Origin of the sequence: Paraburkholderia unamae (genome assembly GCF_003268775.1) — a bacterium.
GTDB lineage: Bacteria > Pseudomonadota > Gammaproteobacteria > Burkholderiales > Burkholderiaceae > Paraburkholderia > Paraburkholderia unamae.
Map to the genome: position 1 here is coordinate 222,592 of NZ_QLSU01000015.1, position 7,794 is coordinate 230,385.

2 protein-coding genes are annotated in these 7,794 nt (G+C 66.5%); both read left to right on the forward strand.

The window, feature by feature from the left end; genetic code table 11:
• Positions 1-183 precede the first annotated feature (183 nt).
• Positions 184-846, forward strand: coding sequence for a hypothetical protein (locus tag C7401_RS24670; RefSeq protein WP_112174029.1), 663 nt, complete (start codon positions 184-186; stop codon positions 844-846).
• Positions 839-7,627 (forward strand): LamG-like jellyroll fold domain-containing protein, encoded by a 6,789-nt coding sequence (locus C7401_RS24675; protein ID WP_112174030.1) that lies wholly within the window; start codon positions 839-841, stop codon positions 7,625-7,627. The genes C7401_RS24670 and C7401_RS24675 overlap by 8 nt, the downstream gene beginning before the upstream one ends.
• The last annotated feature ends 167 nt before the right edge of the window (positions 7,628-7,794 follow it).

The window sequence follows — 7,794 nt, forward strand, 5'->3', positions numbered from 1 at the left end:
CGATAGCGGCGACTCCGGTTTTCCGGAGCCCCGGCTCGCCGCGCGCGTGAGAGAAGTACACAAACCTGGCTGGAACGCTCGGCAGTCGCGGCTGGGACGACTGAGAGCCATCGATTTCACAACCCTTGGTGCAGCGACATACCCGATATGTCGTTGTACACCTCACGCACGGAGAGTACAGCAATGGAAAGCATCAAGTTGGAAGGGGTGACCCCTGAGCAGATGGCCCATGTCGCCCGGTATCTCGAGCGCAGCGGCGTCAAAGGCTTCTCCGGAAACGCCGGCGCGCTGGCCGGCGACTGTTTCAAGGCCGACTACCGTTACGAGCCTGAGTCCGGAATCCTGGTGATTACGCCTTCGGAGTTGCCGCACGCCTTTCGCAAGGCTCCCGCCGGGGTGGCGGCACCCGCCTTCGCAGGCCTCGTGCGCAACGTCCTGACCGGGCGACCGAGCAAGTATGGCGTGTACGACTATGTCTACCCCACGATCGACAACCAGTCCGGCGGCACGCTGACCTACTCCACCAGCGATCCCAGCAACGGAACCATCGAAATCAAGAAGAACAAGATCGAGAGCGGCAGCAGCGTGGAGGCGTTCGAGGCCGACAGCACCAAGCTCTCGGGCACGGGCGTCGGAGGCACGTGCACGTACACGCTCGCTGACGGCCAGACCACGCTCGTCATTACGTACTTCCTCAACACGAAATTCACCCATACGTTCACGGTCGGACTGAGCGGCGGCAACGCCGCGCGCTACACGGCCACGGCGACCAACACCGACCCGAGCGTGGACGGCTACACCTATCTCAACCCGACGGTTACGTTAGCCAAGGTGACGAATGTCTAACTACGAGAGCGGGCCATCCAGCGATGCATGGGGCGTTACGCTCACCGCCCCGCAACTGGTCTCTCACAAAGGCATGCTGCTGTCGTTCGCACGAGCGGCGGCGGCCCCGAACGAGACCCTCTACTTTCAGGTCCTCGATCCGCAAAGCGGCGGCGGGGCGACCGGCGAAGGCGTCTGGAGCGGCTGGTATCGCTTCGCCTTCCCCGGCGCGCCCACGAGCACACCGACGGGCAAAGCCTTCCAGAAGGAGCAGCAGCCTCCCGAGTTGCGGCTGGCGGGCATGGACCTCATCACGGTGGCCACCACGGCCACGAAGCTGACTCCGGCGGACGCCCCGTTCCAGGTGATCAGCGACGGTTCGTACCTGGTGGTGCTGCGCCCGACGGCCGCCGGCTCGCTCTACATGAACCGCCTCGTGCTACGGCACTGGACCGACGAAGTCGCAGGCACGGCATACGCCCGATACGGCCTGGAGTGCGCCTGGGAGGTCCGCTATCAACGCAGCGGCGTGCGTGACTGGCCGCTCGACACCACGGATACGCTTTCGTCGCTCGACCTGACCGGCGCGCCGTTTCTCGAGCCGACCATCGAGTTCAGCCACGTTCGCGGTGCCGCCGCCGGTTTCGATGTCGCGCGGGTGCCGACGTCCGATCCCGCCCTGTTCCGCTGGTATGTCGCCTGCGTGAGCGGCACCGGCCTCCAGCTCTGGAGCATCACCGAGACCGACGGTACCGTCGTGGACTTCTCCGAGTCCACGACCTCCTACCCGCTGCTCACGCCGAAGGTAGGCGACAAGGTGCTCCCTGCTCTGGCCACGCGAGCGCCGGCCATCGTGATGTACGCTGAGCAGGAGCCAGCCGAAAATCCCTCGGGTGCGCAGGTCGAAGTGCAACGCGCCGCGCGACTGCTGGTCGCGTTCGCCGTGTCCGGCGAGCGCCTCGGCAATGGCCTTGCGGTCGCCACTGCCGTGTACGACTTCGGCCTCGACACCAAAGGGCTCGCACCCGCGATGCCGGCGGTGCAGCCCGAACTGGTTCTCGTCGATGGCTCCATCGAAGGCGGTACGTTCAAGCCCGATACGCAGTCGAGCGCGTTCCCGACTGCGGCGCAGGCTCCGCGGGTCACGCATCTGATCGGCGGCCAGGTCGTCACCGCGCTGCTGCTCGGGCAACTGCAACCGCATACCGACCTCACGGGCCGGATGGCCGAGGACGGGCTCGTCCATCTCTATGCGGGCGGCCCGCTCGCCACCGTGAACGACGCGCTCTCCGGCTGGGGCGGGCTTGTTCCCGGCCAGCCGCGCGCGATGGTCGCGCAGTTCGACCCGCGCGTGAGCCGGCTCGAACTGGCGGTCCCGTGGAAGTACGCCGCCCCGACCGAACAGCCGTCAGGCAACGCCAGGTTCGTCGCCCGGCAAAGCGGCCCGATCATGTCAGGGTCGACCGTGCGGATCAGCGATGCAAACTGGACGACGCCGCAACCCGACCTGTGCGACGTGACCGTGACCTACCCCGCCGCCACCGGCTGGGGCAGCGAGACATGGCACGGCGTGCCGCGCAACGTGGCCACATTCTCGAGCGTGCTGAACGGCGAGGCCACCGACGACAGCGCCGACCCGGATGCACTGGACGGCTCACGCCCCTACTTCGACTTCTCCGGCACGCTTCCGCTCGCACGGGTGCCGTTGCAGATGGCGCAGCAGCAGGCGGTCGGCTTCGAGCCCGTCGCCACGTTCACGACGCCGCGCGTCACGATCCCGCTGGAAAGCGTCGCCGTCGCGCAAAGCGGCGCGCGCCTTCAGGTCACGCTGTCCTTCCGGCCGGCCACCGGCGCGCCGATCACCGCCGTGTGGCCCGACGTGCCCGCAAAGGTCGCGGGTTGGGCCGCCCTCTTTGACGGCTCGGCCGATGCAACGGTGTACCCCTATGTCGCAGGGCCAGGCACGACGACCCTGTTCGGACTTGCCACCGACGCCTATCAGATCGATGCAGCGCTCCTGTTGCGCCCGACCGCCACGGCGCCCGACTTGAGCAACATGACGATCAAGGTGGAAGCGCCTGCCAAGGCTCCCGGCCTCACCGTCACCTTCACGCCGCCGTCCGGCGCGTTCACTATCGAGAACGTGCCGCGCGCCGTCAAGGATTTCGCCGCAACGCTTGCCGCCAATAACAAGTTCGCCGCATTGGGTCTGCTCGTCGACATCACCGGCGTAGCCGGCGACGTGCTGCCCACCGTGTCAGCGGTCGGGGCGCTCAGCTTGCGCGGCATGGCCGCCTTGTTCGACTTGCTGCTTCCCGATATCGACCTCGCCGGGTGGATGGCGCGAGTCGATACCTTCACGGCCGGCACCCAGAAGCACATCCAGCCGAAAGGACCGATCGCCAGCCTGGTCAGGCTCGGCGCGTTCGTTTGCGTGCCCGATGCGCCCGAGGAAGGCATCCCCGCGTACATCGAAAATCTCCAGGCGCAAGGCATCCGCGAAAAGGCGACCCGCAAGCTCAGGGACGCGGGCGCCACGGTGTCGGCCGGCGCGTGGATCCGCCAACCCGCGCCGATGTCGTGCACGTTCAATGGCACGGACAACGTCAACGTTCCGGTCGTCGCGAACAACGCCGCCCTCCCACCGGGCATCAACCTGCGGCCCCAGCCGGAATGGACGCTCGAAGCGTGGCTGCAACCGTCGAGCAGCGTGGCGCAGCGCGTCGTGACCTTCCACGACGGCGTGACGAAGCAGCCTCCCACCGTGCCGGCCCTCGACTATCGCATCGGGCTCAAAGGCCAGAACGTGGTGGAATTCGGCGCCTACACCAAGCAACCCGGTCAACCCGATTCCTCGTTCTTCCAGACCGGCACCTCGGCCAGCGTGAGTTTCCTGCCCGCCGCCTCGTTTACCTGGGAGTGCTGGATTCAACCGGATGCGACGGCCGCACCGGCCGGCGCATCAGGTGGCATCGTTCAGGTGCAGTTGCCGCACCAGGTGGTGCCGGCCTTCGCGATCACGCTCAACTCTGCACGCAACATCGTGCTGCGGGCGAGCGGCGATGGCTCGACGCTCCACGACTACACCAGCAAGGCGATCGTGCCGGCGGTCAATAACAGCAACCTGCCGGTGTGGACCCACGTCGCTGTGATCGGTACGCAGCCCAAGCCCAATGGTCCCTGGTCACTGGTGCTGCTCATCAACGCGATCGTCGACAGCACCTTTACCGACGTCCCGTTGCAGCAGAACCAGGGGGGCGCCTTCCTGATCGTCGGCGCCAATACCCCGACCGACGTAAGCCTGTTCGGCCGCGTGGCCGCCTTGCGCTATTGGGGTGTCGAGCGCACGGCCGCCGAGATCAGGCGCACGGCCTTCAGCGGCCTCACCGGCCACGAACCGGGGCTGCTCGGATGCTGGCCGATGACGGGGATGCACTCCGGCGGGCCGACCGGCAACTACCTGGTCAACATCGCAGCAGTCAGCGGCGCGGACTGGAACGCCGACTACTACAAGTGGACACAGCCCGTTGAGGTGGTGGCCGACGACTATTTCCTCTCGCTCGTCGCGAGCATCGCCGGCCTGCCCGCCGTGGAAGTCCACGCGGCCTTGCCCAACGACCGCTGGAACCACTTCGCGCTGGTCTACCAGGCCGGCGGCGCGCTGAACCTGAATCCGGCGACACGCTTTAACGCCGGCCGCTACGACTGGGCGCGCTGTCCGGGCGGCGATCTGAATCCGGGATCGTCGTTCGCCCTCGACGCGTGGGTCCAGTTGCCCGCCGCCACGGCGCAGAATGCGACCATCGTTGCCCACTGGGCATGGGACCAGTCGCCCGCCGACCAGTGCTACCAGCTCGCCGTGGACGCCAAAGGCAATCTGACGTTCACCGTGAAGATGATCGACACCGACCTCGGCGCGACCAAAACCGATACCGTGACGAGTGCGCAGATCAACCTGGCCGACGGCGCAGTCCGGCACGTGGCCGCCGTCTTCAGCGGGGTTTCAGCCACACGGCAAGACGGTTCGACGGCCTCGTACACGATGACCCTCTACGCCGGCGGCAAACCGATCGGCACGAAGACGGGGACCGTGAAGACCAGCGTGCTTCAGCTCGCCACGTCGCAGACCGACGTGCTCATTGGCCGGACCAACCTCGCACCAGACGGTGCCGACCAACCGGTCGAGTCGTACGGCCTGTTTCGCGGCACGCTCGGGCGGCTGCGCTACTGGAGCGCGGCCGCGAGCGTCGCTAACCTGTTTCCCGAACTCCAGCCGACGCGGCTCGCCTTCGGGCCGCCTGCGGGCCTCGCTGCCGAGTGGGCGTTGCGCGACGGCGAGGGCGTGGTCGCGGCCGACACGATTGGCAACAGCGATGCGGTGCTGACGTCGTCGGCATGCTGGACGAATCTCAACGACACCTCGACCCTGCACTTTGTCGCCAACGGCGCACCGGTCGTCAGTATCGAGCCCTACGCGGGGACGCTCACGCCCGCCACGAACTCGCAGTTCACCCTTGGCAAACCGCTCGAGAGCGGCGTGAATGGGCTCGTGGGCCGGCTCGGCTCGCTGAGCCTGTGGGGCGTCGCCCGCGACCTCGCGACCATACGCGGGCAACAGTACACGCCGCGTGCGGGCGACGAGCCCGGCCTGCTCGCATTCTGGAATTTCAGCAACGGCGGCATCGACCAGACCGGCGGCGGCAATGACCCTGTTCCGGCGATCGGCGCTGGCCGTCTGCTGCCCGGTGATCTTCCCGTCAGCAACGAAGGGGCGCTGATCCAGAACGTGTATGGCGGCGCGCTCACCTACCTCTGCGCGTCGACGCCCGGACGCGTCGCGGCGGGTTCCTACGCGGTCGCCACCGCCGCCGGCACACGCCAGGGCAAGGCGATACTCGAACGCGCCTATGTGCTCGACCCCAACGCCGCCCCCGAACGGCCGATCGAGCTGGGGCTGCTCGACCTGATCTACGTCGGCCAGGTGCAGACCGACCCGACGCTGATCGGCTACATCGAGGGAGCGCCACCGGTGCCGAGCGAGAACCTGTCGCGCCCGTACTACCTGTCGCAAACCAGCACCCTCTACACCGCCTACAACGGCACATCATCCGTCACGCTCACCCAGCAGAGCAGCCAGAAGATCGCGTACAGCTCGAGCACGACAACGACCGTCGACATCGACTTCAAGGCCGCGATTGGTCTGTTCGGCATCGAGAGCCGCGCCGACTGGAGCATCCTGCTCATCAACAAGCAGGCCTATGACCTGAAATCCACCGTGCAGGCGGTGGCCGCGACCAAGGCGACGTATGGCGATACCCAGGGCACCGACCTTTCGGGAGAGTGGACGTCGGTCCAGAAAGATATGGTCGCGGTCAAGGGTGACTGGGAGACGTTCCAGGGCGATGCAAAGCGCTATCTGAATCCGCAGGTGGGCAGGCGCTTCGTGCCGGCGAATCTCGGCTACGCGCTCGTCGAATCGCTCGTCGCCGACCTGTTCGCCATGGTCTACCACGCCAGCGGCGCGGCTGTCGGAACGCTAATCGTGCCCAACCTGGCCATTCCGCCCGACCGCAACTTGCTGCTGTTTCCGATGAACCCGCGTTACACGAAGAACGGCTCGCTCGACGGCAAGGTCGGACTGGTCGACGACCCTTCGACCGGCAACGCCGGTGCCCCCCACCGCAGTTACTTCCAGCCAACCGAGGCTTATGCGCTCGCCGCGTCTCTTGAGGCGCAGAACGAACGTCGGCAAGCCTATGCCGCTCAGTTCGACTGGAAAGGACGCGACCAGGGCGGCAACGCGAGCCTGAACGACGCCAAGGCGAACCTGCCGGTTGACTTCGACAGCGAACCGGGCGGCGGCAATCAGGGCAGCTTGCCCGTCACGGGCATTGCCAACCGCTACGTCTGGAGCGCCGACAAGGGGTTGCATACGGAGTCGCAGAGCTTCGCGAGCGTGTCGTCGCGCAGTTATACGGGCTGGCGCAACCGTGGGGGCGGTGGCGGGCTCAAGGCACAGGGCGAATTCTTCTTCGAACTCGGCTTCGCGTATTCGCTCGATCTGCTCGTCACGCAGATGGTCGATGTTCACGTCGGCCTCAAGAGTGACAAGCAGCAGTCGGTCACGCTCGACGTCACGGTGGACGGCGAGTCCTATCTCCCGGCCTGGGACCCCAGTGCGGGCGCTGACTACGGTGGGGGCACCGGCGCGTTCGCGCCGGGCCTGTGCCCGGGCAAGGTGCGCCAGTACCGCTTCTTCAGCTTCCTGCTACCAGCCAGCCAGGAGAACGCGGACGGGTTCGCCAAGGTTGTCGACCCGGTGTGGAAGGCGCAGTCGAACGATCCGGCGGCGCGCGCAATGCGCGAGCTCGACACGAGCGGCCCCGCCTGGCGCGTGCTGCACCGTGTGACCTACGTCGAACGCATCCCGCCGCGGATCGCCGCGCGGCCGGTCTACACGAAAGCGGCGCCGCTCAACGAGCCGCCGAATGTCGAGGGCAATCTCGAACTGCTGGCCTTGATCACCGGTCAGATAAGCGGCATCAACCCGACACCAGCGCAGGTTGGCGCAGCGGTCGCGATTGCCATCAATCCGGCGCCGACGTCGCCGGGTGTGTACCCAGCCTCGCTGCTCGAGCAATCGGTGCCGTGGTGGGGCGCGTTTCTGAAAACGGCACGACCGGGCACAAACGGGCCCGCCCCCAACCCGCAGGCAGCCGAGATGTTGACACGCCTGGTGTCGCGCATCATCAGCTACACGATTGCCGGATTGCGTACGGGAGTGGTGAAACTGCCGCAATGATTCTGCGCGTAGCCGAAGCGTAAACGCCAGAACCCCGGCTCTCTTTCGGAGACACCGGGGTTCTGGACTTTACTGCATAAGGAGCCTGACGATTACCTACTTTCACACGGGCAATCCGCACTATCATCGGCGTGGAGTTGTTTCACGGTCCTGTTCGGGATGGGAAG